Below are 24,374 nucleotides of genomic sequence, written 5' to 3'. Positions count from 1 at the left end.
TTGGAAGCGATTATGCGCTTTCCTTCGGCGTCAGCACCTGGCGACCGCGATACATGCCTGTCTTCAGGTCGATGTGGTGCGGGCGGCGCAGTTCGCCGGAGTTCTTGTCTTCGATGTAGCTCGGAGCCTTCAGAGCGTCGGCGGAGCGGCGCATGCCGCGCTTGGACGGGCTCGTTTTTCTTTTCGGTACAGCCATTTCACTACTCCACTGAACGGGCAAACACGTCCCAGGCCACTCAAAATGGCCGAAAAAGACATGCATCTATCTCGGAAATTTGCCGGGCTTATACATGGCAAAAACCTGCTTGACCAGTCCCCGCAAGGATTTTTTCGCGTGACCTGCCGCTGGTTGCTTCCATGCAGTGTTGACAGGAGTGCCAGCACCAGATGGTCAGCTCAGGCCTCGTCCTCCGGAACGGTCCAGGGCTCAGCCAACGCGGCCGCTTCCCACTTCTTCCAGGCCGGATGGGCCATGACGCGATCCATATAGGCCAGCGAACCGTGGTCGGCAGTCAACTTGTAGGCATGGAAACGGTTGACGACGGGCGCATACATCGCGTCGGCGGCGGAAAAGGCGCCGAACAGGAACGGGCCGCCCCAGCGCTGCAGCGCATCACGCCAGATCGCTTCGATCCGCGCGACGTCGTCGAGGACGCCGTCCGGCAGATCGATCGCGCGCTGCGGCCGGCGGATGTTCATCGGGCAGGCGCCGCGAAGCGCCCGGAAGCCGGCGAGCATTTCCATCGAGACAGACCGGGCTTCCGCGCGCGCCTCGCGATCCGTTGGCCAGATGCCGGCGTCGGGGTGGAGCTCGGCGACATACTCGATAATCGCCAGAGACTCCCACACCCGCACCTTGCCGTGGTGCAGCACGGGCACGCGGCCGGTCGGGGAGAGTTCCTTGAAGGCGGGATTGCCGGCGGCGAAATCGAACGGGATCACCCGATCGGAAAAGGGAATGCCGGCGGCTTCCATCGCGATCCAGGGGCGGAAGGACCAGGACGAATAGTTCTTGTTGCCGATATAGAGCACGAGGTCGGGCATGCGAGGCTCCCTGCGTTTCCGGAATGGTCCTGACTCTAGAATTGCTTGATCCTAGAATTCCCGGCCGTTCAGCACCAATGAAAAGGCATGAACTCAATCATAAAGGCATCTGATGTATTCGCCCGAGCGGCTGGCGCGGCGCTCGATCAGGCTCGCGAGCCGCTTCAGGCCGCGGCCCGGCTTGCCGGCCTTGCGGTCGATCGGATTGGGCAGTGAGACCGCAAGCAACGCCGCCTGGCGCCGCGACAGCTTCTTGGCGGGCACGTTGAAGTGGTGCTGGGCGGCCGCCTCGATGCCATAGATGCCCGGTCCCCATTCGGCGATGTTGAGGTAGATCTCCATCAGCCGGCGCTTGCTCCAGACGACGTCGGAAGCAACGGCGAGCGGCAGTTCCAGCCCCTTGCGCAGGAAGGAGCGTCCGTTCCAGAGATAGAGGTTCTTGACCGTCTGCATCGGGATCGTGCTCGCCCCGCGGGTCGCCTCGCCCTGCAGCGCGTCGTTGACGACGCCGCGCATCTGGTTCCAGTCGACGCCGTCATGGGCACAGAACTGGCCGTCCTCCGACATCATCACCGACTGCACGAGGACCGGGGCGATGTCGTCGAAATCAACCCATCGGCGGTCGTAGCCCTGCAGTGTGACGAGGTCCCGCAGCATCAGCGTGGAGACTGGATGGACGAAACCGAGAGCATAGACTGGAATCAGGAGATAGGGCAGGGCCAGCAGCGCGACCGCCACGAGCACGATCCTCCGCCAGCTGCCACGCAGTCGCCGGATCAAGCCTCTGTCCTTGCCAGGGCCGGGGTCTGTGGCGTCCAGCTGCCTGGCATCCAGTTGCGCCTCAACGCGGGTTTCCGGTGCAATCTCCAAAGGCCGGTATCCGTCCTCTCGCCGTTCCGGCTTTTCATAACGTCGCAGCGGCCGGTTTGCCAGTGGTTGTAGCGAACTTTGCCCGCGTTTGACGCCGCTATCCAAACCTTCGCCGTTGCCTATCGTTGCGCCCCATGCCAAAGAGCCACCATGACCAGCCATTCCGCCCTTTTCCAGCAACGCATGAAATCGCATGCCGAGACTGTCGAAGCCACGCTCGCGGGCCTGCTTTCGCCGGGCCCGCGCGACGGGGAGACGGCGCGTCCTGAACGGCTGATGGCGGCGATACGGCATGGCGTGCTCAACGGAGGCAAGCGGCTGCGGCCCTTCCTCGTCATCGAGTCCGCAGCACTCCTGGGCGATGGCTTTACCTCCGCCGCCCTCAGGGTCGGGGCGGCGCTCGAATGCGTGCACTGCTACTCGCTGGTGCATGACGACCTGCCGGCGATGGATGATGACAACCTGCGCCGCGGCCAGCCGACCGTGCATGTTGCCTTTGACGAAGCCTCGGCCATTCTTGCCGGCGACAGCCTGCTGACGCTCGCCTTCGATATTTTGGCTGCGCCGGAGACGGTGCTCGCCGACAGGCTCAAGATCGAGCTCGTCCTTTCGCTCGCACGCGCAGCCGGCATCGGCGGCATGGCCGGCGGGCAGGCTCTGGATCTCGCGGCGGAGAAGGTTGCACCGGATGAAGCCGGGATCGTCACCCTGCAGGCGATGAAGACCGGTGCCCTGATCCGTTTCGCCTGCGAGGCGGGCGCGATTATCGCCGATGCCGATAGTGCCACGCGCGACCTGCTCAAGCGCTACGGCGAGACGGTCGGCCTTGCCTTCCAGCTCGCCGACGACCTGCTCGACCTGACGGCAGACGCCGCGACGATGGGCAAGGCGACCGGCAAGGACGCCGCGCGCGGCAAGGGCACGCTGGTCTCGCTCAAGGGACAGGTGTGGGCCGAGAACCGGCTCAACGAACTGGTGGGCGAGGCAGAGGCCCTGCTTGCGCCGTTCGGCGCCCGGGCCAACATCCTGGTCGAGGCCGCCCGCTTCATTGCCAATCGCAGGAGCTGATTGATGAGCAAGTACTGGTCACCCGTCGTTGCGACGCTGAAGCCCTATGTCGCCGGCGAGCAGCCGCGCATTGCCGATCTCGTCAAGCTGAACACCAACGAAAACCCCTACGGCCCCTCGCCCAGGGCGATCGCGGCAATGCAGGCGGCGGTGGCGGACAGCCTGAAGCTCTATCCCGATCCGTCCGCGCTGGCCTTGCGGGAAGCGATCGCGAAGACCTATGGCGTCGCGCCGGACGAGGTGTTCGTCGGCAACGGCTCGGACGAGGTGCTGGCACACGCCTTTGCAGCGCTGCTGAAGCACGACAAGCCCCTGCTCTACCCCGACATCACCTACAGCTTCTACCCGACCTATTGCGGCCTGTTCGGCATCGAGGCCGTCGAGGTGCCGCTGAAGGACGATTATACGATCGAAGTCGCCGACTACCGGCGCGATTGCGGCGCGATCATCCTGCCGAACCCGAATGCGCCGACCGGCATTGGCCTGCCGCTTTCGGCGATCGAGACGATCGTCGCCGAGCATCCGGACCAGCCGGTGGTGATCGACGAGGCCTATATTGATTTCGGCGGCGAGAGCGCCATCCCGCTGACGCGCAAGTACGAGAACCTGCTCGTCGTGCACACGCTGTCGAAGTCGCGCTCGCTCGCCGGCCTGCGGGTCGGCTATGCGATCGGCCAGCGGCCGCTGATCGATGCGCTGGAGCGCGTCAAGGACAGCTTCAATTCCTATCCGCTCGATCGCGTCGCACAGGCCGGCGCGACGGCGGCGATCGAGGACGTCGCCTGGTTCGACGAGACGCGCAAGAAGGTGATGGATTCGCGCGAACGGGTGACGGGGGCGCTGCGCCAGCGCGGCTTCGAGGTGCTTCCGTCGCAGGCGAACTTCGTCTTCGCCCGCCATCCCGGCCACAGCGGTGCTGATATTGCCAAGGGCCTGCGCGAGCGCGCTGTCCTCGTGCGCCACTTCGCCAAGCCGCGCATCTCGGATTTTTTGCGCATCACCATCGGCACGCCGGAGGAATGCGACCGGCTGATTACGGCGCTCGAGGAGATCGTCTGAGGCTGGCACGGCGCGTGGATGCGGCAGATATCGGATCGAGCGCTTGCAAATCCTGTCTGCCGACGCGTCTTCCGCGGGCCGAGACCCCGTGGTAGGACTGCTTCGACGCCGCCAGATCCAGTAGAGGCTGTATGAAAGAAATCCTGCCATACTTGCCGCAGCTGGCCGTCGGCTGGACCGCCTATCTGATCGCGACCGCCTCGCCGGGACCGGCGATCCTCGCCATCATCGGTACGTCCATCAGCCAGGGACGCAAGGCCGGCCTGTCCCTGGCGCTCGGCGTGCTGACCGGCTCGTACATCTGGGCGATGCTGACCTCCTCAGGCCTTTCGGCGCTCATCCGCACCTACGGGCAGGCGATCATCGTGCTCAAGATTGCGGGCGGATGCTATTTGCTGTGGCTCGCCTGGCATGCCCTCCGCTCGGCCATGCGCAATGGTGCAGCGTACGAGTCCCGGCAGCAGGCGTTGCCACGCCTCTCGCCCCGCCGGCAGTATATGAAGGGCCTCGGCATCCACCTCACCAATCCGAAGGCGATCTTCTCCTGGATAATGCTGACGTCGCTCGGAATGCCGCCCGGCGCCCCGGCAGGCACGATGGCCGTTTTCATCGCCGGCTGCATGGCGCTGGGCCTGACCACATTCATCGGCTTTGCGCTGGTCTTCTCGCTCACGCCCGTGCATCGCGCCTATCTGAGGTCGCGGCGGATGATCGAGGGACTGATGGCCGGTTTCTTCGCCTTTGCCGGCTTCAAGCTGCTGACGGCGCGGATCTGACTATTCCGCTGCCGCCTGGCCCGCCCCAAAACGCTTCTCGATATAGTCGGCGACGAGCGCCTCGAACTCGCCGGCGATGTTGGCGCCGCGCAGCGTCATCGCCTTCTTGCCGTCGATATAGACGGGGGCGGCCGGCAGTTCGCCGGTGCCGGGCAGCGAGATGCCGATATCGGCATGCTTGCTCTCGCCCGGGCCGTTGACGATGCACCCCATGACGGCGACCTTCATCGCTTCCACGCCGGGATATTTTTCGCGCCAGACCGGCATGTTCTTGCGGATGTCGTCCTGGATCTTCTGGGCGAGTTCCTGGAACACGGTCGAGGTGGTGCGGCCGCAGCCAGGGCAGGCGGCGACGACGGGGACGAACTGGCGGAAGCCCATGACCTGCAGAAGCTCCTGGGCAACCTGCACCTCGCGGGTGCGGTCGCCGCCGGGCTCGGGCGTCAGCGAGATGCGGATCGTGTCGCCGATGCCCTGCTGCAGCAGGATACCGAGCGATGCAGACGAGGCGACGATGCCCTTGGTGCCCATGCCGGCCTCGGTGAGGCCGAGATGCAGCGCATGGTCGGAGCGGGCTGACAGCATGGCATAGACGGCGATCAGGTCCTGCACGTTGCTGACCTTGGCCGAGAGGATGATCTTGTCGCGCGGCAGACCGATCTCTTCGGCAAGCTCGGCAGACAGCAGCGCCGACGCGCAGATCGCCTCGCGCATCACCTCCTGGGCGGTGAGGGGAAAGCCCTTTTCCTGGTTCTCGTCCATCAGCCGGGTCAGGAGTTCCTGGTCGAGCGAACCCCAGTTGACGCCGATGCGCACCGGCTTGTCGTGGCGGATCGCCGTTTCGACGATCGCGCCGAACTGCCGGTCCTTCTTGTCCTTGAAGCCGACATTGCCGGGATTGATGCGATACTTGGCCAGCGCCTCGGCGCAGGCGGGGTGGTCGGCGAGCAGCTTGTGGCCGATGTAGTGGAAGTCGCCGACGAGCGGCACGTCCATGCCGAGCCGCAGCAGACGTTCGCGGATCTTCGGCACGGCGGCGGCGCTCTCGTCGCGATCGACGGTGATGCGCACGATCTCGGAGCCGGCGCGGAACAGGGCAGCGACCTGCGCCACGGTCGCATCGATATCGGCCGTGTCCGTGTTGGTCATCGACTGCACGATTACCGGCGCCCCGCCGCCGACCATCACGCCGCCAACATCGACGCCGACGGACTGGCGGCGCGGCTTGGGTTCGAAATCGAAGGAGAAGGACATGGTAGCCTCGTGCTGGCCCGATCTGCAGGCGGCGTCTTACCGGTAGATTGTGACAGGACTACCGGGACTTTTCGCCTCTCAGGTGGAACAGGAAATGTGGCTTGTCAACAGTCGCGCTCTTCCTTGACGGCGTAGCGGCGATTTCGCTCACGTTGGCGCGGCAAAGTCACGGCATGGGGTGAGGTCGCAGCGGGAGGCTTCGGCTATCATTTCCTGTTCAAGCCTGATGCGACGGTATATCAACCGGGATCGGCGACCGCGACGCGGTGGACTGCACTACGCCAGCCCGCGCCGCAAGATCATCCTTGAGGAGACGGCGATGAAGCTGATCGTGAACGGCGCGGAACACGAGTTGAACGTGGAGCCGGAAATGCCGCTCCTCTGGGTGCTGCGCGACGAACTCGACATTCGCGGGCCGAAATTCGGCTGCGGTATGGCCCAGTGCGGGGCCTGCACGGTGTTCATCGACGGCGAGCCGATGCGCTCCTGTTCGGTGCCGGTCGGCGACGTTGCGGGCGTGGTGACGACGATCGAAGGGCTGACGCCGGACGGTCGGCTGCATCCGGTGCAGCAGGCCTGGATCGACGAGCAGGTCGCCCAATGCGGCTATTGCCAGGCCGGGCAGATCATGAGCGCGGTCGCCCTGCTCGAGGCCAACCCCAATCCGACCGACGAAGACATCGACAACGCGATGTCCGGCAATCTCTGTCGTTGCGGCACCTACCCGCGCATCCGTGCGGCAATCAAGCGTGCGGCGAATACGACGACGGGAGCGTGACGATGGGTACCACTGGAAAAATAGCGCGGCGCACCTTCCTCGTCGGAACCGCCCTTGTCGCCGGCGGCCTCGCCGTTGGCTACTACTTCTATCGCAAGCCCTATCCGAATCCGCTCGACGACGAGTTGGCCGAGGGCGAGACGACGTTCAATCCCTATGTGAAGATCGCAGCCGACAACACGATCACGCTGATCGCGCCGCGGGCCGAGATGGGGCAGGGGGTTGCAACGACGCTGGCGGCCCTCGTCGCGGAAGAACTCGACGTTCGCCTTGATCAGGTGATCGTCGAGCACGGACCGGCTGGCCACGCCTATGTCAACACGACGATGTTGGAGGAGGGCGTGCCCTTCCCGCACTTCGACGAGTCGACCATGGCCGAGACGATGCGCGCCGGCATGGGCGTGCTCGGCAAGCTCCTCGGCGTCCAGGCCACCGGCGGATCGACCTCCGTCGTTGACGGTTACTACAGGATGCGCCAGGCGGGAGCCGCGGCGCGCGAGGTGCTGAAGCTCGCCGCGGCCAAGCGGCTCGGCGTGGAAGCCGGTTCGCTATGGACGGCGGACGGCGTGATTACGGATCCGGCCTCCGGCAAGACCTTCACCTATGGCGAACTGGCGCAGGAGGCGGCCGCCTTTGCGCCACCGGCTGAGATTCGCCTGCGCGAAAGGGCCGAGTGGAAGATCCTCGGCAAGCCGCAGAAGCGCGTCGACATGCACGCCAAGGTGACCGGCGCACCGATCTTCGGCATCGACGTGCGCTTGCCGGACATGCTTTTCGCGACGCTGCGGATGAATCCCTATCGCGGCGGCGCGATCGTCGGGTTCGACGCGGCGGAAGCCGAAAAAATGCCGGGTGTCGTCAAGGTCACCAAGGTCGAGACGGGTATCGCCAACGGTTTTGCGGTGATAGCCGACAACACCTGGCGGGCGTTCCAGGCGGCCGATGCGGTCAAGGCCGAATGGGGCAAGGGCAGCTATCCGCCGAACGATGCCGATATCCGCAAGGTTTTGGAGGATGCGTTGAGGGGCAGCGATATCAGCTACGGCCGCAACGACGGCGATGTCGAGACGGCCTTTGCCGATGCGCCGCGCGAACGGATCGTCGAGGCTGACTACAGCGTGCCCTATCTGGCGCACGCGACGATGGAGCCGATGAATGCCACCGCGCAGTTGAAGGACGGCCGGCTCGACATCTGGGCGCCGAACCAGGCGCCGACGCTGGTGCGCCAGCTGGCCGCGGCCGCGGTCGGCATCGAGACGGAAAACTGCTTCGTCCACACCACCTATCTCGGCGGCGGCTTCGGACGGCGTGCCGACGTCGACTATGCGATCTATGCCGCGATCGTCGCCAAGGCGGCGGACGGGCGACCGGTGCAGGTCATCTGGACGCGTGAGGAGGATATCGGCCAGGACATGTATCGTCCCACCGCGGCCGGCCGGTTCCGCGCCCGGCTCGGTGATGACGGTTTGCCCGTTGCCGTGGACATGCGCATTGCCGCCCCCTCGATCATGGGCAGCGTCCTGCCACGCTATTTCCCGAGCCTGCCGTCGATGGGGCCCGACAAGACGATCACCGACGGGTCCGCCAACCAGCCCTATGCGATCGCCAACTACCGGGTCGGCGGCATCAAGGCGCCGATTTCAATCCCGGTCGGCTTCTGGCGCTCGGTCGGCAACTCCTTCAACGGCTTCTTCCACGAAAGCTTCATGGACGAGATCGCCGTCGCCGGAAAGCTCGATCCGCTGGAGATGCGCCGCAGGCTGATGGCCGACCATCCGACTGCGGTGAACGTCATCGACAAGGTGGGCGCGATGTCGCGCTGGGGCGAGAAGCTGCCGGCCGGCAAGGCGAAAGGCTTCGCCTTCACGCTCTCCTTCGGCACCTGGGTGGCGGAGGTCGTGCAGGTCGAAGACGTCGGCGGCAAGATCCGCATCGAGAAGGTCTGGTGCGCGGCCGATCCGGGGCAGGTGATCGACCCCGGCATCTTCACGGCGCAGATGATGTCGGGCATCGTCTACGGCCTCTCGTCGGCGATCGGCGAGGCGATCACCTTTGCCGACGGGGCCGCGCAACAATCGAATTTTCACGACTACGGCCCGATGCGCATGTCACAATGCCCCGCGATCGAGGTGGGACTGTTGGAAACGGCGCACCGGATGGGCGGTGCCGGCGAACCCGGCACGCCGCCCTCGATCCCGGCCCTCGCCAACGCGGTCCATGCGCTCACCGGCAAGCGGGTCCGCACGATGCCGCTGTTGAAGGAAGTGGAGTTCCTGTAACCGTCGCCGATCGGGCACGAGCGAGGTGCTCAATGCTTCTCCCGCACGTCGGCATGAACGGCATGCTTGGAGAGCAGCAACACCACCAACAGCAGCACCGGCAGTACGGAGAAGACCCAGGCGAAGCCCGTGTGTTCGGCGATGAAGCCGATCGAGGACGGGGCGAAAAGGGCTCCGGAGTAGCCCATCACGGTCGTGACGGACAGTGCAACGCCCTGTGCGAGGCCCGGAAGATTGCCGGCCGCGGAGAACGCGATCGGCACCATGTTGGAGATGCCGACGCCGCAGATGGCAAAACCGACCATCGCCAAATAGGCATTCGGCGCAAGGCCGGCGAGCCCCATGCCGATGATGGCAAGCACGGTGGAAACCCGCAGCGTTTTCACGGCGCCAAAGCGATCGCGGATATGGTCGCCGGCGAAACGCATGACCGCCATGGTGGCGGAGAAGGCGCCGAAGGCGAACCCGGAGAGGGCAAGCGAAGCGCCGAGCTCGTTGCGCATGTAGAGGGCGCCCCAGTCGAGGATCGACCCTTCCGGGATCATCGTGAACAGCGCCATGACGCCGATCATCCATGGCAGCGGCGAGAGCGGCAGCCGGACCTTCTGACGCGTTTCCGCCGGATGCGGCTTGTCGGACAGAACCAGACGCCAGAGGAAGGCAAGGCCGAGTGCTGCGAGCACGGTCAACAGTGCGGCGTGGCCAAGCACGCCGATCGTCTCGATCAGGAAACCGCCGGTGGTCGCCCCCAAAAAGGCGCCGAGACTCCAGAACGCGTGACAGGACGACATGATCGCCCGCCGCATGGATTTCTCCACTTCGACGGCGTTGGCATTCATCGCAATGTCCATGGCGCCGGTCAGGCCGCCGAAGAGGAAAATCGCGCCCGCGGCCGACCAGATGTTTGGGGCGAGCGACAGCAAAAGCAAAGTCGGCAGAAAGACCAGGGTCGCCCCCCGGAGCGCGCGGGAGGTGCCGAAGTGGGCGATCAGGATGCCGGCGATCGGCATGAGCACGAGCGAGCCGATGCCGAAACAGACGATCATCAGGCCCAGCTGGGATTCGCTCAACGACAGGCGGCTTGCGAATTCCGGGATCTTTGGAGCCCAGGCGCCCACAAAGATGCCGTTCAGCAGGAACAGGCCCGATACGGCGATTCGGGACGACGGATAATAGGACGACCTAACTCTGGCGCCGGTCGCCGTCGTGCTGTCTTGCGAACTCATTTGCGGGTCCTGTCTGTACGTCGCACCGTTTGCGGTGCGGGTCGAAGTGCCTGACAAGCGTTGCTCTCAGGATGGTATCGTGATTTTCATCCGGCCGGGTGAGCGGGATGCCGGCCGCTCGGCACGCGTGATGCGAACGCCGAGTGCCGCGAGTTCCTGAAGGTCGGTCTCGTCGGCATCCGCCTCGAGGACGGCGTGGTTCAGGCGTGTGAGCGGAACGACCGCATAAGGGGCCGCCAGCGAAAGCTTGTCGTTCGTCACGGCGGTCAGAACCGTGCGGCTGTTCATGGCAACGAAGCGCTTGAACTCCGCCTCCTCGAAGCTGAAGGCCGTGATGCCCGCATCCGGATGCAGGCCGCAAACGCCGAGGATGTACAGGTCGGGGTGAAGGGCCTCGGCGTCGCGCAGCGCTTTCGCGCCCGTCGCAGCCCCGGTCTTTCTGTCGATCGGCCCGCCGATCTGAATGACCTCGATGCCAGACCGATCGATCAGGGCCGCCGCGATCGCCGGCGCATTGGTGACGACGGTCAGGTTCTTCTCCGCAGGCAGGTTTCTGGCAATCGCCAGGTTCGTGCTGCCGGCATCGAGGAAGATCGTGGCGCCTGATGCGATCAGCGTGACGCTCGTCCGGGCCAACGCCTCCTTGCGGTCAACGTCGACACCGACGCGTTCGCTGAATGACGGCGAGGTGCTGAGTTGAAGGGCACCCCCGTAGACCCGCCGGCACAGCCCGGCGGAAGCCATCTCGCGCAGGTCGCGGCGGATGGTGTCCTCTGACACGCCGAGTTCGTCCGCCAGGTCGGCCGCGATGACCCGGCCATGAGCGGCAAGCCGATCCTGGATGAGTGTTTGCCGTTCGCCGAGAAGCAGTTCACTATTCGCCATGGAGGCCTCGATCGTGCATCATCATGCATAAATACGCATAAATCGGCAGCGGTGCAAGCGAACGGTCGCGTCGGCGCGGTAGCGGCATCAAAAAAGCCCCGCCGAGGCGGGGCTTGTCTTGATCCTTGCGAGGGGCTTGTCCGTCCTCAGTCGTTGCGGTTTCCGAGGAAACGCAGCAGGAACAGGAACAGGTTGATAAAGTCCAGGTACAGCGTCAGCGCGCCCATGATCGCCTTGCGACCGGCAACACCAACCTCGTCGGATTCAAAGTACATTTCCTTGATCTTCTGCGTATCCCAGGCGGTCAGGCCGGCAAAGACCAGCACGCCGATCGCGGAGATCGCGAAGTCGAGCGCCGAGGATTGCAGGAAGAGGTTCACCAGCGAGGCGATGATCAGGCCGAACAGGCCCATGACCATGAACGAACCCATGGCGGACAGGTCACGCTTCGTCGTGTAGCCGTAGAGCGACAGTGCGCCAAAGGCCGCAGCCGAGACAAAGAACGTCTGCGCGATGCTGGCGCCGGTGTAGATCAGGAAGATCGACGACAGCGACAGGCCCATCAGCGCGGCATAGACCCAGAAGGTCATCTGCGCGGCGGAAACGCTCATCGTGTGGATGCGGAAGCTCAGGAAGAACACCAGCCCGAGCGGCGCAAGCATGACCACCCACTTCAGCGGGCTGACGTAGATTGCCTGACCAAACGCGGTGAGTTGTCCGCCCGAGAACGCCGCCTGCGAGGCGAAGAACGCCACGACGCCGGTGATCGCCAGCCCCAATGCCATCAGGTTGTAGACCTTCAGCATATAGGCGCGAAGACCTTCGTCGATGACGGCGCCGGCCTGCGTGCCGGTCGTCGCTCGAGTCTGGTAGTTGCGGAAATCAGCCATTTTTTCCTCTCAAAAGCCCCGTAGGTTTCTTCGGTGTCGGGTATCGCATCCAGTCCCGAAGGACCGAAGTGTCTTGCGGACCCTCCAGCTTTTCGCCGGTTTTGGCCCAACAACCCAGGCGCCGCTGCGGAGCTCAGCATGCCTAGCGGCAAATATGATAACGAATCCCGCCGAGTACAAGACCCAACGTTGAATCATCGATCAACTTCGCGAGAGGTTGGACCCGACGTGCTGCAGCAACAAAAGCACGCTTGCGCCGGTCAAAGCTCCCTTAGAACCGGGGCCGCCTTCTGTCCCAGCACGCGCCAGGTGCCAGCCAACCCGATGCCGACAGTCATGAGCAGCGCGATGACGACCGTCATGATGGCGACATCCGGCAGGAAGTGGGAGGGCAGCGTCATGATCCGGCTGACGACGAACCAGGCGGCGACCCCGCCAGAGAAGAGGGCGAAAACGGCCGTCGCCAAGCCCAGCATCATGTATTCGTAGCCAAAGGCCCGGATCAGCGTGCGGCGCGTGGCACCAAGCGTCTTCAGCACGACGGCGTCGTGTGTGCGGGCGCGGTTGCCGGCCGCCAGCGCCCCGGCGAGCACGAGGACCGAGGCGATGAGGGCAACGGCGGCAGCCGCGCGAATGGCCGCCGCGAGCTGGTTCATCAGTTCGCTGACGATTTCCAGCGCGTCCTTCACCCGTACGCTGGTGATCGTCGGATAGGCATTGGTGAGGGCGCGGAGCGTGGTGGCCTCCTGTTCGGCCGTTGCCTTTGGATCGATCATCGTCGCCAGCCAGGCGTGCGGCGCGCCGGCGAAGGTGTTCGGCGAAAACACCATCACGAAGTTGATCGACAGCGATTCCCATTCGACGTTGCGAAAATTGGCGATGCGGGCGGTGACGTTGCGGCCGAGCACATTGACCGTCACGGTGTCGCCGATCTTCAGGCCGAGTTCGCCGGCTTCCTCGGCCGAAAAGGACACCAGCGGTTCGCCGGAATAGTCGGCCGGCCACCATTCACCCTCAGCAAGCGTCGAGTTTTCCGGCACGTTCTTCGCGTAGGTGATGCCGCGGTCGCCCTGCAGCACCCAGCGACCGGCCGGCGGCACGTTGCGGCGCGAGATGTCCTCGCCATTGAAGGCGACGATCCGGCCGCGCAGCATCGGCACTTCGATGATCTTGCCGTCCGGCATGTTTTTCTGCAGCAGCGCGCGAAATCCTTCCAGATCCGCCCGCTGGATATCGATGAAGAAGAAGTTCGGCGCCCGATCCGGCAGGCTCCCGGTCAGTTCGCGCCGCAGATTGCCGTCGATCAGCGTCAGCGTCACGAGCAGAGCCAGTCCAAGTCCAAGCGACAGCACGACGGACGGCGTCAGCGCGCCAGGCCGATGGATGTTGCCGATCGCCAGCCGGAGCGCCGGCGAATTGACGCGCGGCGCGCGGCGGGCGAGTGCCGTGATGAGGAATGCGACGAGGCGCAGCACGATGAAGGCAAAGGCGATCGAACCGAGGAAGACCAGCGCGATGGTGCGGTCGTAGGCCGTCAGAACGGCCAGCCCCGCAAGCGCCGCAAGGAAAAGCCCGGCGCTGAGGATGTAGGGCCAGGCCGGCAGCCGCCGCCGCTCAAACCCCTGTTCACGAAAGAGGGCCGTCGCCGGAACCTCGCGGGCATGGCCGAGCGGCAGGATCGCGAAGGCAAGGGCCGTGATCAGTCCGAAGCCGGCCGCCAGCAGCAGAGCGACCGGATAGACGGCGACCTCGGATGGGACCGGCAAGACGCCCTCGAGGAAACGCATCGCTACGATCGGTATGAGCGCACCGAGCATGAGACCGATCGCAATCCCAATGACGGCAATCAGGGTGATCTGGATCAGGTAGATGGTCGAGATCAGCCTGGCCGGGGCGCCGAGGCATTTGAACGTCGCGATGACGCCGCGCTTGGAATCGATGTAAGCGCGCACCGCGTTGGCAACACCCACGCCGCCGACGATTAGCGCCGTGAGGCCGACCAGCGTCAGAAACTGCGAAAAGCGGGTGATGTTGTTGGAGAGCGCCGGCGCGGCGTTGTTGCTCGTGCGTACCGACCACCCGGCGGACGGGAACGCTCTTTCCGACTGCTTGCGGATCGATGACAGCTTGTTTGCGGCGGGGTCGGGAAGGCGGATCTTGTAGGCGTGCTCGACGAGGCTGCCGGTCTGGATCAGACCCGTCGCCGCCAGAGCTTCGGTCGATATCATCAGTCGCGGCGCCAGACCGAACCCCTCCGAAAGGGCGTCGGGTTCGCGATCGAGCGTCGCCGTGATCTTGATGCGGGCGGTGCCGAGCCGCAATTCGTCGCCGACGCGAATGCCGAGTCGCTCAAGCAGGAGCGGTGCCGCCAGGGCGCCATAGCTCTCATCCTGCTTGGCGAGCAATTCCGCAAGCGAACGCTGCGGCGACGTTTGGACCGTGCCGTAAAGCGGGTAGGTGCCGTCGACGGCCTTGAGCTCCACAAGTGCCTGGTCGGAGCCGTCGGGCATTCGGGCCATGGAGCGCAGGTCCGAGGAGACGGAGACGGTGCCAAGCTTGTCGAAATAGGCGCGCTCCTCGGTCGTGGCCACCCGGTTCCTCAATTGGAAGCGCACATCGGCGGCAAGCAGCGACTGACCCTGGGCATCGATGGCTGAACTGATGGCGCGGGAGACGGAATTGACGCCGGCGATGGCGGCGGTGCCGAGCGCGATGCACGCGAGGAAGATATAGAACCCACGCAGGCCACCGCGCATCTCGCGCACGGCAAACCGAGCGGCAAGCGAAAGCCAGGCTGTCGTGCTTGCTGCAGCGGTCATGCGGGCACCCGCTTCGTTTTGGTGGCGACGGCGGGCCCCGCATCGGTGACGATCTCGCCGGAGCGCATGCGCACCTGCCGCTGGCAGCGCGCGGCAAGCGCCGCATCATGGGTCACCAGAACGAGGGTCATGCCGCGGCGGGCCTGCTCGGCGAAGAGGAGGTCGGAGATCTGCCGCCCGGTGTCGGCATCGAGGTTCCCGGTCGGTTCGTCGGCGATCAGCAGGCGCGGTTGCGGCGCCAGTGCGCGGGCGATGGCGACGCGCTGCTGCTCGCCGCCGGAAAGCTGGCCTGGATAATGCGACAGGCGCTCGCCGAGCCCGACGGCCTCCAGTTCGCGTCGGGCAATGGAAAACGCGTCGCGGACATTGGCAAGCTCCAGAGGGACGGCGACGTTTTCGAGCGCCGTCATGTTGGGGATCAGGTGGAACGACTGGAAAACGATGCCGATGTTGCGGCCGCGAAAGTCGGCGACCTGATCCTCCGTCATGCCATGGAGGGCTGCTCCATCGATATGGATTTCGCCCCGATCCAGTTTCTCGAGGCCGGCCAGAACCATCAAAAGCGTCGACTTTCCCGATCCCGAAGGACCGACGATGCCCACCGATTCGCCGCGGCCGATGGAAAGGTCGACCTGCTTCAGGACGTGGACGGAGGCCGCATCCTGCCCGAGGGTGAGGTCCGCCTGTTTGAGATCGATGATGGTTTCGCCCACGGAAATCTATCCTATATCTTGAAGCATCGCAGGATCGGCACGACAAAACTGCAGCAAAGCCGAGTTCGTTGCGCCCGCAATATACGCATGCCCCGCCTGTCACCGTCCCGTTTGCGGGGCTGCGTCAGCAACTTAGGATCACCGATATGCCGTTTAAAGCCGCTCACGGAATTTTCATCGCGCTGGTGCTTGCCGCCACGTCCATCGTGCGGCCTGCCGCGGCCGAGCCTGTCCAGATCGTCGGCTTCGGCGACAGCCTGATGGCAGGATACCAGCTTCCGATCGAGGACGCCTTCCCGGCGCAGCTCGAAAAGGCACTCAGGGCCAAGGGATTGAACGTCTCGATCGCCAACGCCGGCATTTCCGGCGACACGACGTCCGGTGGTCTGGCCCGCGTCGACTGGTCGGTGCCGGACGGAACGAAGGGTGTCATCCTCGAACTGGGCGCCAACGACGCGCTTCGCGGAATTCCGCCTGAGGAGACGGAACAGAACCTGGAAAAAATGGTTTCCAGCCTGAAGAAGCGGGGCATCGGCGTGCTTCTGGTCGGCATGCTGGCGCCGCCGAACATGGGCGAGGACTATGGCAAGCGCTTCAACGGCATCTACGCGCAGGTCGCCGGGAAGCATGACGTCCCCCTCTATCCGTTCTTCCTGGATGGCGTTGCCACGCATGCCGATCATCAACTCGACGACGGCATGCATCCGAATGCTAGGGGTGTCGCGGTGATGGTCGACAAGATGCTGCCGACGGTCGAAACCTTCGTGAAAAGCCTGGGGGTAACCGACTGAGGCTTTTTGCGGCTGCGAAATTTGGGTTGCACCTCGAGGCAATGCATGATTCGCTTCAGGTACGACCACAGATTCGGGGAGCTCGCCATGCCGAGACTATTCGTTGCCCTCGAAGTGCCGCGCAATGCCGCAATGAGCCTGTCTCTGCTCCGCGGCGGTCTCCAGGGAGCGCGCTGGATCGACGTCGAGAATTTTCACATCACGCTGCGGTTCATCGGCGATGTCGATGGTCGCACCGCCGATGAGGTGGTCGACAAGCTCGACCGGATCGAGCGGCCTGAATTCCAGCTTTCGCTGGCCGGGGTCGGCTCATTCGGCTCTAAGAAACCGCATTCGATCTATGCGGGGGTTTCGCCCGCACCGGAAATGTATGCGCTGCAAGCGGAAATCGAGCGCATCTGCCAACGCCTCGGCCTGCCGGCGGATCCGCGTAAGTTCACCCCGCACGTCACCCTCGCCCGGCTTCGCAATGCCCGGCTGGAAGACGTGGTCTTCTACCTCTCCGGCCGCGCGAACTTCGTCTCCTCACCCTTCACCGTCAATCGCTTCGTGTTGATGTCCTCGAAGGAATCGGTCGGCGGGGGTCCCTACGTCACAGAGGAAGTGTTTCCGTTGTTTGAAGCCGGTCCCTCATTCGAGGCCGCAGCGATGGATGTGCATCCGCGATAAAGCAGACGAAAGACGGCCTCAAAATCGGTGCTGTCGCCGTAATAGGGGTCGGGGACGTCTTCCGCGGTGCCGAAGGCTCGTGTCGAAAACAGTTCGATCCTTGCCCGGCAGGTCGGTGGCGCAACGCCTGTCAGGTCGCGCAGATTGCTGCGGTCGAGCGCCAGGATGAGGTCGAAGCGGTCGAAGTCCGCGGACGACACCTTGCGCGCCTTCAATCGCGAAATATCGATGCCGTGATCAGCCGCAACCGCGATCGCGCGATCGTCCGGGGCGTGGCCAACGTGCCAGCCGCCGGTTCCGGCCGAATCGATCACGAAATCCTGATCGCGGCCTTGCTCCGACGCCAGATGGCGCAGGATTCCTTCCGCGAGCGGTGATCGGCAGATGTTGCCGAGGCAGACGAACAGGATGTAAAGCGGGGCCACGCAGACCTCCTTGACGGTGAAGCACGGCAAACTATCTGCTAAGACAAAGCCCTGCAACGGAGGACGCGTCGATGAAGCAGGAGAAACTCGGCAAGGAAGCGATCACCTCCAGTCTCGCCATGCTCGAGGGCTGGACGCTTGAGGACGATGGACTGGCGATCGCCAAATCGTTCAAATTCAAGGGTTTCGGCGATGCCTTCGCCTTCATGTCGGAATCGGCTCAGGCGGCGGAGCGGCTCAACCACCATCCCGAATGGTTCAACGTCTACAATCGGGTGGACGTGCGGCTGACGACGCACTCGTCCGGCGGCGTGACGGCCCTCGATTTCCGGTTGGCCGAGGCAATGGAGAAGGCGGCGCGCGAGCGATGAAGTGTCTTGTTGCAGGGAATGCGGGTTCCCATATTTGTCCACGCGTTGAAACTGACCGTCGCGCAGGGAGTGTGTCGGAATGGATGATGTGAAGATTGGCGAAATCCTTCTGCCCGGCGAGGAGGACGAGCAGGAAAGACAGCAGCAGCGCGTCCGCAACCGCTTCTGGCCGGTCCTGAAGCGGGCGTTCCGACAGGTTCCCTTCAGCCGCGACCTCGTTGCCGCCTACTTCTGCGCGCTTGACCGCAGGACGCCGACGCGCGTGCGCGGCATCCTGCTGGCGGCGCTCGCCTATTTCGTTCTGCCCATCGACGGGATTCCCGACATTCTCGTCGGCATCGGGTTCTCCGACGACATCGCCGTCCTGACGGCCGCCTTCGCCGCCATTCGCGGACATATCCGTGAAGACCACTACGTGTCGGCCGATCGCGCCCTGGCGGACGGTTTGCCGGAGGCTGGTTGATCGACTTTTCGATTTTGCGCGCGCCTGAAGCCCGCAACAGGGCACCTGCGGCGTTCTCGGTTTGCGTCAAATTCTTGCCCGAATTTTTGTCGACTAACTCATTTCGATGGGATGGGCCTCTACATCGGCATCCTGGCGATTGAGTCATGAAAGGCTGCAGGTTGTTTGCATTGCAGCACGTTTCATAGTAACCGCCGGTTCGATGAAATGAGCGTTTGTTGACGATTTGGTAACCAGAATTAAGTCAAATTAAATCAAATCGTGATCATGCGAGCCGTCACGTCCGTCTGGGCGAAGACAGCAAGACAACCGGCAGGGAATCATGTTCGTAAGGAAAATCGCAACCGCACTTACCCTCATTCTGGCAACGGCCGGCGTAGCATCAGCGCAATCGCCCACCCGGATCCAGCAGTTCAATGCCTGGGGTGCGTACTCCTATCAGGCGAGCGGCGGCAAGGTCTGCTACGTTCTGTCCGTGCCGAAGGAGAAGGCGCCGGCCGGCGTTGATCACGGCGACATCTTCTTCCTGGTGTCGCAGCGCCCGGGCCAGAACATCTCCTACGAGCCGCAGGCGATGATGGGCTATCCGCTGCAGGAAAACTCCAAGGTGAATGTCGTCATCGACGGCCGCACCTTCGTCATGTTCACCAAGGGCAATTCGGCCTGGGTCGAGAATGCCGCCGAGGAGCCGGCTTTGGTCGCCGCCATGAAGTCCGGCAAGGACATGGCGGTCAAGGCCACCTCGCGGCGCGGCACCGGCACCACCTATTCCTACTCGCTGTCGGGCATCTCGGCCGCGCTGAAGCAGATTGAAAGCTGCAAATAGTCCGCTGAAGAAGCTGAGAAGCGCAAGGCCGGTCGATCGACCGGCCTTTTGCGTTTTGGGTCTCGGACGCTTGATTGCCGTCCCCGCTTTCCGCCGCGCGTGACTCTGCGGCCGAAGGATGCTAAAGGCGCCGGTAACGTGAGGAGCCGCGCGCAGGCAGTTGCGCCGCCGGGTTCCGAAGACTTCATGTTCGATGGACGGCAAATCCGCGGGCCGATGGCCGCGCAGGCTCTGTGCCGCAATGGGATTGCAGTGATGGCCACCTTGGATTTCCTGAACGGGGCGGAGCCCGCGACCGAAAAGCCTGTGCGCAAGGCGCCACTGGCCGAAAAACCGTCGCTGATCGGCCTCTCGCGTGAGGACATGGGCAAGGCTCTCGCCGAGAAGGGCGTGGCGGAGCGGCAAGTCAAGATGCGCGTCAGCCAGCTCTGGCACTGGTTGTACGTGCGCGGTGTTTCCGATTTCGACCACATGCTGAACGTGTCGAAGGACATGCGCGAGATGCTGAAGGAACACTTCACCATCGCCCGACCCGAGATCGTCGAAGAGCAGGTGTCGAACGACGGCACGCGCAAGTGGCTGCTGCGGTTCCCGCCGCGCGGCGCCGGCCGTCCGGTCGAGGTCGAGACGGTCTATATCCCCGAAGAGGGCCGCGGCACGCTCTGCATCTCCAGCCAGGTCGGCTGCACGCTCACCTGCTCCTTCTGTCACACGGGCACGCAGAAGCTGGTGCGCAACCTGACGGCGGAGGAAATTCTGGCCCAGCTCCTGCTCGCCCGCGACCGGCTTGGCGACTTCCCCGACCGTGATACGCCGGCCGGCGCCATTGTGCCGGCGGAAGGCCGCAAGGTCTCCAACATCGTCATGATGGGCATGGGCGAGCCGCTCTACAATTTCGAGAACGTCAAGCAGGCGCTGCTGATCGCCACCGACGGCGACGGCCTCTCGCTGTCGAAGCGCCGTGTGACGCTCTCGACCTCCGGCGTCGTGCCGGAAATCTACCGGACCGGCGAGGAGATCGGCGTGATGCTGGCGATTTCGCTGCACGCCGTTCGCGACGAGCTGCGCGACATGCTGGTGCCGATCAACAAGAAGTATCCGCTGAAGGACCTGCTCGACGCCTGCCGCGCCTATCCGAGCCTGTCGAACGCGCGCCGCATCACCTTCGAATACGTGATGCTGAAGGACGTCAACGACTCACTCGAGGACGCCAAGCTGCTGGTGAAGCTGCTGAGGGGCATCCCGGCGAAGATCAACCTGATCCCGTTCAACCCCTGGCCGGGCACGAACTATCAGTGTTCGGACTGGGAGCAGATCGAGAAGTTCGCCGATTTCATCAATCAGGCGGGCTACGCCTCGCCGATCCGCACACCGCGTGGCCGCGACATCCTAGCCGCCTGCGGCCAGCTCAAGTCGGAATCGGAGCGGATGCGCAAAGTCGACCGCCTGGCCTACGAGGCGATGATGATCGCCGGTCACGGCGAGGATGATTGAGCGGCCCCGGGGAGGCGGCCTTCCTATCGGCTCCGATTGTGCCCTCTCATCAGAAAATGTGGTCGATCAACCGGAATTCGAGAATTGATTTGCGCGGCCGTTTTGCCTAGAAGCTGGCCGCAATTCATTCTGGGAGGTTAATTATGCGCTCACTCTTGCTGGCCTTTGCGGCGACCCTTGCAATTTCGATGCCCGCCCGGGCCGACGAGGTCACCGTTGCCGTGACCGCCATCGTTGAACATCCGGCACTCGATGCCGCCCGTGACGGCGTCAAGGAGGCGTTGGAAGCCGCCGGCTACAAGGAAGGCGAGAACCTGAAGTTCCTTTATGAGTCGGCGCAGGGCAACCCCGCGACGGCAGCTCAGATCGCCCGCCAGTTCGCCGGCGAAAGCCCGAACGTCATCGTGCCGATCTCCACGCCCTCGGCGCAGGCCGTCGTTTCCGCGACGAAGGACATCCCGGTCGTCTTTACGGCCGTGTCCGACCCGCTCGGCGCGCAACTCGTCAAGGACATGGATAAGCCCGGCGGCAACGTCACTGGCCTTTCCGACATGTCGCCGGTCGCAGAACACCTGGCGCTGATCAAGGAAATCCTCCCTGAGGCCAAGACCATCGGCTATCTCTACAACGCCGGCGAGGCGAACTCCGTTTCGCTGCTCGCCGTACTGAAGGCCGAAGCCGAAAAGGCCGGTCTGACGGTTGTCGAATCCGCCGCTACGAAGTCGGCCGAAGTGCAGGGCGCCGCCCGCGCGCTCGTTGGCCGCGCCGATGCGATCTACATTCCGACCGACAACACGATCATCTCCGCACTGGAAGGCGCCGTCGCCGTTGCCGAGGAAGCCAAGCTCCCGCTGTTCACCGCCGACACGGACTCCGTCTCTCGCGGTGCTGTCGCGGCCCTCGGCTTCAATTACAAGGACGTCGGCCGGCAGACGGGTGAAGTCGTCGTACGCATCCTCAAGGGCGAAAACCCGGGTGACATCCCGGTTAGGGTTGCCGCCGGCACCGACCTCGTTGTCAACAAGGGCGCAGCCGCGAAGATGGGCGTGACCCTGCCGGAAGCCGTTGTCGGCCGCGCGACCCGCGTGATCGAATAATCCCGGTTCGCCGGAAAATTGAAATCGGAATCAACCGCTGCCGGATCGCCCGGCAGCGGTTGATCTGTTAGAACAGCCCTTCCCGCGAAGACCGCGGAACGGGCGAGAAGAGAAAGCCGAGAGCCGTGAGCCTGATTGCCTTCTGGGGTGCCGTCGAACTGGGGCTGGTCTATGCCTTCGTCGCGATCGGCGTTTACCTTGCCTTCCGCGTGCTGGACTTTCCGGACCTGACCGTGGACGGGTCGTTTCCGCTCGGCGCTGCCGTCACGGCTGTGCTGATCATCGCCGGTCTGAACCCTTGGCTGGCCGCAGCGGTCGCCATGGTGGCCGGCGCCGGTGCTGGCCTGGTCACGGCGATGCTGAACGTTCGCTTCCGCATTCTCAACCTGTTGGCTTCGATCCTGACGATGATCGCGCTGTTCTCGGTCAACCTGCGGGTCATGGGCAAGCCGAACGTCGCACTGATCAATGCCGACACTATGCTCAGCCCGTTCTTCGGGCTGGGGCTGCGCGATTTCTATGTTCGTCCGCTGTTCATCGGCGTGCTGGTGGTCGTTGCGCTGTTCCTGGTGTGGCGCTTTCTCGAAAGCGATGCCGGCCTGTCGATGCGCGCGACCGGCGCCAATGCCCGCATGGCCCGCGCGCAGGGCGTCGATACCAGCCGGCAGATCTATCTCGGCATCGCGCTTTCCAACGCGCTGGTTGCCCTTGGTGGCGCGCTGTTTGCGCAGACCAATGGTTTCGCCGACGTGACCTCCGGTGTCGGCACGATCGTCGTCGGCCTTGCCGCCGTCATCATCGGCGAGACGCTGTTCGGCGCACGCGGCATCCTGATCGCGCTGATCGGCTGCGTGCTCGGCTCGATCCTCTACCGCATCGCCATCCAGCTTGCGCTATCGTCGGACGTGCTTGGTCTCCAAGCATCCGACCTCAATCTCGTGACGGCCGTGCTCGTCACCGTGGCGCTTGTGCTGCCGCGGCTGCGTCGTGGAGGAGTCGCCTGATGATTTCCGTTTCCGATATCAAGGTCGTCTTCGGCAAAGGTACGCCGCTGCAGAAGCAGGCGCTGAACGGCGTCAGCCTTACGATCGAGGAAGGTCAGTTCGTCACCGTCATCGGATCGAACGGCGCCGGCAAATCGACGCTGCTCGGCGTTCTCGCCGGCGACGTCATCGCCACCGAGGGCCGGGTGATGATCGGTACGACCGACGTCACCCGACAGGGCACTGCTGCGCGGGCGGGCCGGGTGGCGCGCGTGTTCCAGGATCCGCTTGCCGGCAGCTGCGGCGCGCTCTCGATCGAGGAAAACCTGGCGCTGGCGGCCCGCCGCGGCGAGCGGCGCGGCCTTGCGCCGGCGCTCGGCTCCGGACGGCGCGCCTTGTTCCGCGAGCGGATCGCCGAGCTGAACCTCGGGCTCGAGAACCGGATGCGCGACCGCATGGATCTGCTGTCCGGCGGCCAGCGCCAGGCGGTCTCGCTGGTCATGGCGACGCTTGCCGGGTCCGACGTGCTGCTGCTCGACGAGCATACGGCGGCGCTCGATCCGGGCATGGCGGAGTTCATCATGAACCTGACGCAGAAGATCGTCTCGGACCGCAAGCTGACGACGCTGATGGTCACCCATTCGATGCGCCAGGCGCTCGACTACGGTCACCGCACGGTGATGCTGCACGGCGGCGAGATCGTCCTCGACGTCACCGGCGACAGCCGAAAGACGCTGCAAGTAGAGGACCTGATCGCCATGTTCCGCAAGATGCGCGGCCAGACGCTCGACGACGACTCGCTGCTGATCGGCTGACGTCGTCCGGCCCGCGCGGGCCGGACCATGGGTCGATCCGGCTTTGCGCTCAGCGCGCCGTCGTCATGAAGATCTTCACCGCGAAGAGCGAGAAGACGCCGGCGATCGAATAGTCGAGGCCGCGCAGCACCTTCCTGTTGTTCTGCAACCAGTTCGACAGCCCGTCGGCGGCAAGCACGATGAGCGCATTCACCGGCATGCCGAGCAGAATGAAGAAGAAGCCGAGGAAGACCAGCTTTCCGGTCACGCTCGGATCGCTCGCGGAGACGAACTGCGGCAGGAAGGTCATGAAGAAGATGATGACCTTGGGGTTCAGGAGATTGACCCAGAAGCCGCTGGAGACGTTCGCAAGGGTCGACATCTTCGGGCTGTCGACCGCATTGACGGTCAGGCTGGAGCCATGGCGGATCGCCTGGATCGCGAGCCACAGCAGATAGGCGGCGCCGCCGGTCTTGAGGATCATGAACGCGGTCGGCGAGGCGGTGATCAGCGCCGCAATGCCGAAGGCGACCAGCAGCGTATGCACGACGATGCCACAGGCCGTGCCGAGCACGACCCAGAGCGCGGCGGATTTCCCCTGCGATAGCGCCCGGCTGATCGTCAGCGTCATGTCGGGGCCGGGCGTCGCAGCGAGCAGCAGCGTCGCCACGGCAAAGGCGGCAATCGTCGGCAGGGAGGGCAGGAAATCCATCGCGTCTCGTCCTGTGTGGGTGTGCTCGGTTCTGATACTCCGGACCCCGGCACTTTGGAAGCCAAATTGCGATGCGCGGTAATCCGAA

At 64.2% G+C, this 24,374-nt stretch carries 25 protein-coding genes; 14 read left to right on the top strand and 11 right to left on the bottom strand.

The genetic code is table 11. The features are described 5' to 3' along the window. Positions 1 to 10: 10 nt before the first annotated feature. The 3 genes from rpmF to mtgA form a co-directional block, all read right to left on the bottom strand. Positions 11 to 196: a 50S ribosomal protein L32 gene (gene rpmF / locus AC1DDS_RS05545; RefSeq protein ID WP_097137963.1), complete on the bottom strand. Its 186-nt coding sequence runs from the start codon at positions 194 to 196 to the stop codon at positions 11 to 13. A gap of 200 nt (positions 197 to 396) precedes the next feature. Beyond that, a complete protein-coding gene (locus AC1DDS_RS05540) occupies positions 397 to 1,044 on the bottom strand; it encodes a glutathione S-transferase family protein (protein ID WP_477477967.1) in 648 nt (215 codons plus the stop codon). 93 nt (positions 1,045 to 1,137) lie between these two features. After that, positions 1,138 to 1,824 (bottom strand): monofunctional biosynthetic peptidoglycan transglycosylase, encoded by a 687-nt coding sequence (mtgA, locus tag AC1DDS_RS05535; protein WP_477477966.1) that lies wholly within the window; start codon positions 1,822 to 1,824, stop codon positions 1,138 to 1,140. Positions 1,825 to 2,064: 240 nt separating this feature from the next. Between mtgA and AC1DDS_RS05530 the strand changes: the two genes are divergently transcribed. The 3 genes from AC1DDS_RS05530 (at position 2,065) to AC1DDS_RS05520 (ending at position 4,817) form a co-directional block, all read left to right on the top strand. After that, the gene (locus tag AC1DDS_RS05530; RefSeq protein ID WP_477477965.1) at positions 2,065 to 2,982 is read left to right on the top strand and encodes a polyprenyl synthetase family protein; all 918 of its coding nucleotides are present in this window, start codon (positions 2,065 to 2,067) and stop codon (positions 2,980 to 2,982) included. 3 nt (positions 2,983 to 2,985) lie between these two features. Next, the gene (hisC, locus tag AC1DDS_RS05525; protein ID WP_477477964.1) at positions 2,986 to 4,041 is read left to right on the top strand and encodes a histidinol-phosphate transaminase; all 1,056 of its coding nucleotides are present in this window, start codon (positions 2,986 to 2,988) and stop codon (positions 4,039 to 4,041) included. 131 nt (positions 4,042 to 4,172) lie between these two features. Further along, on the top strand, positions 4,173 to 4,817 hold the full coding sequence (locus AC1DDS_RS05520) for a LysE family translocator (RefSeq protein WP_477477963.1): 645 nt from the start codon (positions 4,173 to 4,175) through the stop codon (positions 4,815 to 4,817). Here the strand turns inward: AC1DDS_RS05520 and ispG are convergent, their stop codons facing one another. After that, positions 4,818 to 6,071, bottom strand: coding sequence for a flavodoxin-dependent (E)-4-hydroxy-3-methylbut-2-enyl-diphosphate synthase (gene ispG / locus AC1DDS_RS05515; protein WP_477477962.1), 1,254 nt, complete (start codon positions 6,069 to 6,071; stop codon positions 4,818 to 4,820). It lies immediately after the preceding gene. Between the two features lie 319 nt (positions 6,072 to 6,390). On the opposite strand from ispG, the gene AC1DDS_RS05510 reads away from it, so the two are divergent. Continuing rightward, positions 6,391 to 6,849, top strand: coding sequence for a (2Fe-2S)-binding protein (locus AC1DDS_RS05510; RefSeq protein WP_310413373.1), 459 nt, complete (start codon positions 6,391 to 6,393; stop codon positions 6,847 to 6,849). A gap of 2 nt (positions 6,850 to 6,851) precedes the next feature. Continuing rightward, complete coding sequence (locus AC1DDS_RS05505; RefSeq protein WP_477477961.1) at positions 6,852 to 9,128, top strand: xanthine dehydrogenase family protein molybdopterin-binding subunit; 2,277 nt, start codon at positions 6,852 to 6,854, stop codon at positions 9,126 to 9,128. Positions 9,129 to 9,157: 29 nt separating this feature from the next. Here the strand turns inward: AC1DDS_RS05505 and AC1DDS_RS05500 are convergent, their stop codons facing one another. From AC1DDS_RS05500 to AC1DDS_RS05480, 5 genes are all read right to left on the bottom strand, one after another. Next, on the bottom strand, positions 9,158 to 10,354 hold the full coding sequence (locus AC1DDS_RS05500) for an MFS transporter (protein ID WP_477477960.1): 1,197 nt from the start codon (positions 10,352 to 10,354) through the stop codon (positions 9,158 to 9,160). A 66-nt stretch (positions 10,355 to 10,420) separates the two neighbouring features. After that, a complete protein-coding gene (locus tag AC1DDS_RS05495; protein WP_477477959.1) occupies positions 10,421 to 11,239 on the bottom strand; it encodes a DeoR/GlpR family DNA-binding transcription regulator in 819 nt (272 codons plus the stop codon). 146 nt (positions 11,240 to 11,385) lie between these two features. Next, on the bottom strand, positions 11,386 to 12,129 hold the full coding sequence (locus tag AC1DDS_RS05490; protein ID WP_477477958.1) for a Bax inhibitor-1/YccA family protein: 744 nt from the start codon (positions 12,127 to 12,129) through the stop codon (positions 11,386 to 11,388). Positions 12,130 to 12,389: 260 nt separating this feature from the next. Next, on the bottom strand, positions 12,390 to 14,948 hold the full coding sequence (locus AC1DDS_RS05485) for an ABC transporter permease (protein WP_477477957.1): 2,559 nt from the start codon (positions 14,946 to 14,948) through the stop codon (positions 12,390 to 12,392). Next, entirely contained in the window at positions 14,945 to 15,661 is a 717-nt protein-coding gene (locus AC1DDS_RS05480; RefSeq protein WP_477477956.1) for an ABC transporter ATP-binding protein, read from the bottom strand. The genes AC1DDS_RS05485 and AC1DDS_RS05480 overlap by 4 nt, the downstream gene beginning before the upstream one ends. Before the next feature lie 146 nt (positions 15,662 to 15,807). Here AC1DDS_RS05480 and AC1DDS_RS05475 point away from each other — a divergent pair, with 146 nt between their 5' ends. Next, entirely contained in the window at positions 15,808 to 16,452 is a 645-nt protein-coding gene (locus tag AC1DDS_RS05475) for an arylesterase (protein ID WP_477477955.1), read from the top strand. Between the two features lie 87 nt (positions 16,453 to 16,539). Further along, the gene (gene thpR, locus AC1DDS_RS05470) at positions 16,540 to 17,121 is read left to right on the top strand and encodes an RNA 2',3'-cyclic phosphodiesterase (RefSeq protein WP_310413349.1); all 582 of its coding nucleotides are present in this window, start codon (positions 16,540 to 16,542) and stop codon (positions 17,119 to 17,121) included. Here the strand turns inward: thpR and AC1DDS_RS05465 are convergent. Continuing rightward, positions 17,040 to 17,546 carry a low molecular weight protein-tyrosine-phosphatase gene (locus AC1DDS_RS05465; RefSeq protein ID WP_477477954.1) on the bottom strand — a complete coding sequence of 169 codons (507 nt, stop codon included), beginning with the start codon at positions 17,544 to 17,546 and terminating at the stop codon, positions 17,040 to 17,042. The two genes, thpR and AC1DDS_RS05465, sit on opposite strands and share 82 nt — an antisense overlap. 71 nt (positions 17,547 to 17,617) lie before the next feature. On the opposite strand from AC1DDS_RS05465, the gene AC1DDS_RS05460 reads away from it, so the two are divergent. From AC1DDS_RS05460 to AC1DDS_RS05430, 7 genes are all read left to right on the top strand, one after another. Further along, positions 17,618 to 17,917: a 4a-hydroxytetrahydrobiopterin dehydratase gene (locus AC1DDS_RS05460; RefSeq protein WP_477477953.1), complete on the top strand. Its 300-nt coding sequence runs from the start codon at positions 17,618 to 17,620 to the stop codon at positions 17,915 to 17,917. A gap of 79 nt (positions 17,918 to 17,996) precedes the next feature. Beyond that, on the top strand, positions 17,997 to 18,380 hold the full coding sequence (locus AC1DDS_RS05455; RefSeq protein WP_477477952.1) for a YkvA family protein: 384 nt from the start codon (positions 17,997 to 17,999) through the stop codon (positions 18,378 to 18,380). A gap of 322 nt (positions 18,381 to 18,702) precedes the next feature. Next, complete coding sequence (locus AC1DDS_RS05450) at positions 18,703 to 19,206, top strand: invasion associated locus B family protein (protein WP_477477951.1); 504 nt, start codon at positions 18,703 to 18,705, stop codon at positions 19,204 to 19,206. Between the two features lie 255 nt (positions 19,207 to 19,461). Then, the gene (gene rlmN / locus AC1DDS_RS05445; protein ID WP_477477950.1) at positions 19,462 to 20,700 is read left to right on the top strand and encodes a dual-specificity RNA methyltransferase RlmN; all 1,239 of its coding nucleotides are present in this window, start codon (positions 19,462 to 19,464) and stop codon (positions 20,698 to 20,700) included. 143 nt (positions 20,701 to 20,843) lie between these two features. Beyond that, positions 20,844 to 21,797 carry an ABC transporter substrate-binding protein gene (locus AC1DDS_RS05440; RefSeq protein ID WP_477477949.1) on the top strand — a complete coding sequence of 318 codons (954 nt, stop codon included), beginning with the start codon at positions 20,844 to 20,846 and terminating at the stop codon, positions 21,795 to 21,797. Positions 21,798 to 21,922: 125 nt separating this feature from the next. Then, entirely contained in the window at positions 21,923 to 22,801 is an 879-nt protein-coding gene (locus AC1DDS_RS05435; protein ID WP_310414301.1) for an ABC transporter permease, read from the top strand. Next, entirely contained in the window at positions 22,801 to 23,595 is a 795-nt protein-coding gene (locus tag AC1DDS_RS05430; RefSeq protein ID WP_310413326.1) for an ABC transporter ATP-binding protein, read from the top strand. Before AC1DDS_RS05435 ends, AC1DDS_RS05430 begins: the two co-directional genes overlap by 1 nt. Before the next feature lie 49 nt (positions 23,596 to 23,644). On the opposite strand, the gene AC1DDS_RS05425 is transcribed toward AC1DDS_RS05430, so the two are convergent. Continuing rightward, positions 23,645 to 24,286: a LysE family translocator gene (locus AC1DDS_RS05425; RefSeq protein WP_477477948.1), complete on the bottom strand. Its 642-nt coding sequence runs from the start codon at positions 24,284 to 24,286 to the stop codon at positions 23,645 to 23,647. Between the last annotated feature and the right edge of the window lie 88 nt (positions 24,287 to 24,374).

It is taken from the genome of Mycoplana sp. 10N416, assembly GCF_056394765.1.
This window is presented reverse-complemented; position numbering and strand designations above follow the sequence as displayed.

Bases quoted from the DNA above. Each gene is read 5' to 3' on its own strand.
- rpmF (WP_097137963.1), bottom strand. From the start codon at position 196: ATGGCTGTACCGAAAAGAAAAACGAGCCCGTCCAAGCGCGGCATGCGC.
- AC1DDS_RS05540 (WP_477477967.1), bottom strand. From the start codon at position 1,044: ATGCCCGACCTCGTGCTCTATATCGGCAACAAGAACTATTCGTCCTGG.
- AC1DDS_RS05530 (WP_477477965.1), top strand. From the start codon at position 2,065: ATGACCAGCCATTCCGCCCTTTTCCAGCAACGCATGAAATCGCATGCC.
- hisC (WP_477477964.1), top strand. From the start codon at position 2,986: ATGAGCAAGTACTGGTCACCCGTCGTTGCGACGCTGAAGCCCTATGTC.
- AC1DDS_RS05520 (WP_477477963.1), top strand. From the start codon at position 4,173: ATGAAAGAAATCCTGCCATACTTGCCGCAGCTGGCCGTCGGCTGGACC.
- ispG (WP_477477962.1), bottom strand. From the start codon at position 6,071: ATGTCCTTCTCCTTCGATTTCGAACCCAAGCCGCGCCGCCAGTCCGTC.
- AC1DDS_RS05510 (WP_310413373.1), top strand. From the start codon at position 6,391: ATGAAGCTGATCGTGAACGGCGCGGAACACGAGTTGAACGTGGAGCCG.
- AC1DDS_RS05505 (WP_477477961.1), top strand. From the start codon at position 6,852: ATGGGTACCACTGGAAAAATAGCGCGGCGCACCTTCCTCGTCGGAACC.
- AC1DDS_RS05500 (WP_477477960.1), bottom strand. From the start codon at position 10,354: ATGAGTTCGCAAGACAGCACGACGGCGACCGGCGCCAGAGTTAGGTCG.
- AC1DDS_RS05495 (WP_477477959.1), bottom strand. From the start codon at position 11,239: ATGGCGAATAGTGAACTGCTTCTCGGCGAACGGCAAACACTCATCCAG.
- AC1DDS_RS05490 (WP_477477958.1), bottom strand. From the start codon at position 12,129: ATGGCTGATTTCCGCAACTACCAGACTCGAGCGACGACCGGCACGCAG.
- AC1DDS_RS05485 (WP_477477957.1), bottom strand. From the start codon at position 14,948: ATGACCGCTGCAGCAAGCACGACAGCCTGGCTTTCGCTTGCCGCTCGG.
- AC1DDS_RS05475 (WP_477477955.1), top strand. From the start codon at position 15,808: ATGCCGTTTAAAGCCGCTCACGGAATTTTCATCGCGCTGGTGCTTGCC.
- thpR (WP_310413349.1), top strand. From the start codon at position 16,540: ATGCCGAGACTATTCGTTGCCCTCGAAGTGCCGCGCAATGCCGCAATG.
- AC1DDS_RS05460 (WP_477477953.1), top strand. From the start codon at position 17,618: ATGAAGCAGGAGAAACTCGGCAAGGAAGCGATCACCTCCAGTCTCGCC.
- AC1DDS_RS05455 (WP_477477952.1), top strand. From the start codon at position 17,997: ATGGATGATGTGAAGATTGGCGAAATCCTTCTGCCCGGCGAGGAGGAC.
- AC1DDS_RS05450 (WP_477477951.1), top strand. From the start codon at position 18,703: ATGTTCGTAAGGAAAATCGCAACCGCACTTACCCTCATTCTGGCAACG.
- rlmN (WP_477477950.1), top strand. From the start codon at position 19,462: ATGGCCACCTTGGATTTCCTGAACGGGGCGGAGCCCGCGACCGAAAAG.
- AC1DDS_RS05440 (WP_477477949.1), top strand. From the start codon at position 20,844: ATGCGCTCACTCTTGCTGGCCTTTGCGGCGACCCTTGCAATTTCGATG.
- AC1DDS_RS05430 (WP_310413326.1), top strand. From the start codon at position 22,801: ATGATTTCCGTTTCCGATATCAAGGTCGTCTTCGGCAAAGGTACGCCG.
- AC1DDS_RS05425 (WP_477477948.1), bottom strand. From the start codon at position 24,286: ATGGATTTCCTGCCCTCCCTGCCGACGATTGCCGCCTTTGCCGTGGCG.